The sequence below is a fragment of the Leptospira perolatii genome (assembly GCF_002811875.1).
Classification (GTDB): Bacteria; Spirochaetota; Leptospiria; order Leptospirales; family Leptospiraceae; genus Leptospira_B; species Leptospira_B perolatii.
This window is the reverse complement of record NZ_NPDZ01000035.1, coordinates 1-1,902: the sequence shown is the minus strand read 5'-3', so window position 1 is coordinate 1,902 and position 1,902 is coordinate 1. Positions and strand designations below refer to the sequence as shown.

Sequence of the window (1,902 nt, the reverse complement as noted above, 5' to 3'; positions counted from 1 at the left end):
GCTGTATTGGAAGCATTGGAAAACACAGGAGCCTTTACTGATGAGATGGCGAAACTGAAGTTTTTCCAAGGGTTACCGACTGCGGACAGAACGGAAGCGGCAACATTACAAAAGTGGAATGAAGCAAAAGCAAATACAGCCAACATAAAGGAAGCACAGGTCCTATTTAGAGACTTGAAATCCACACTAGAAAATCTGGATAGAAGCGGACAGCCGATGTATACGGCAATGGATGGAATCGAGGCATCGCTCGCAAAATATGAAGGTTTAAAGACCAAACTTGCAAGTGCTGATTATACATTAAGCAGTGATCTCACAAACGGCATGGAGTCTCTGAAAGAATACGCTTGGACCGCGCATAAAGGAAATCTAACACAGGCCTTTTTAGCGTCGAGCCAAGAGAATGTTTCTTTGGATGAGTTCCTGGCTGCGGTCAAGGCAGGAAAGTATGTACTCCCAGGCCAGAATGGAGGACGAGTAGAGAGAAGCTCTAAGTTTTTAGGACAGAATTTGACAGATGCACAAGTTGCAGACTTGAAGGATAGTCTTAAGGTTTATGCAGATCAGATAAAGCTCACAAATTCGAATTTAGGAGCGAATCTAGACGCGATACTCACTGTAACAGATCCACAAATAAGAGAAACATTAAAAGCGCAAGCATTGGCTCTCAACTACGATAGAATCCAAACATCATTGGCGCAAGGCACATTAGTCAATGTGAACGCGCTGCAGCCGGAGTTGAAGGAGTACGGAATCGTATCGAACTACCAAGCATTTTTAAGTTCCAACAAAAACTGGAATGCAAGTAGCGAAGCGGACAGAACCTCTGCAAAGAACGAGTATTTGCTCCGAGTAGGCAACGGGAATTCAGAAGATACAATACTAGCAGATTATCTTGCCAATTACGCCAATAGAAACAGTGCATATTACTTAAAAACGGAAAGCTTACAACAAAGAGATGCACTGGCTGCCTATTACAATGATACAACAGCTAACACGCTCAAGGCGGATGACCTAACTGCACTGACCAACTGGCTGAAGGACAAAAAGTACGAACCAAGTTTAGTCACTTCACTTAACAAATCAGTCAGAATGGAAACGATCCTATCCGGGTACGTGGGAGAAACGGAAGAAGAGTATTTCACGTATCTGGGCTCCAAACTAAACGGAGGAATCACGGACTCCGAAAAAGAAGGACTGATCCTCGCAAAAGAAGGACTGTACGATCCGTTTAGCTCTATGAATCCATTTAGAACAGCATCGGCTGACCAATTCCTAAAGAGCTTTGCCTACAAAACAGGATTTAGCGATTTTGTAACCAAGCTCGGATCGGAAGATTTAAGCTTCACCAAAAAATCGATCGAAGCAAATCGGACCGAGCAAAACCAGAAATTTGCGTATGATATCGTAAAGAAAAACGTAATCGTCGAATCTTATTTAAGTTATATTAATATAGGACCAAAAGGACAACTGGAGCCAAGCGACGACCAAAAGATAACCGACCGATTAAAAGAGTTGGAGTTCCAGGCAGAACAAAGACTGGGGAACTTTCTAGGGCTCGTAGAAGGGTACAAAAGCGTAGCATTTGATCCAGACAAAGAAGAAGCAAACCCAAGCATCCGCCGTGCGCTAAGAGACTTTAAAGATACCGGGTATGAAATTAAAGATACAGTATATACCAAAAACGCATCCGGCGACTATGCATTCAAAGGAGGATTGGATAATCTATACGGAATCATAGAGAACTACGTAGATAACAACCTACCAGGAAGAAGCGCGGTGAGCGATCCCTATGCAGAAACAACCCAGGCCAAGGGAAGCATGACCGGATCTGCAGACAGCATCATCACCTCCGGAAAGAGCATCGGAATCCTAACCGGAATAGCAAATACATACATAGAC

At 43.5% G+C, this 1,902-nt stretch carries 1 pseudogene; it reads left to right on the top strand.

The features are described from left to right. Nucleotides 1-45: 45 nt before the first annotated feature. A pseudogene (locus CH373_RS18460) lies at nt 46-1,902 on the top strand (hypothetical protein); the annotation flags it as partial.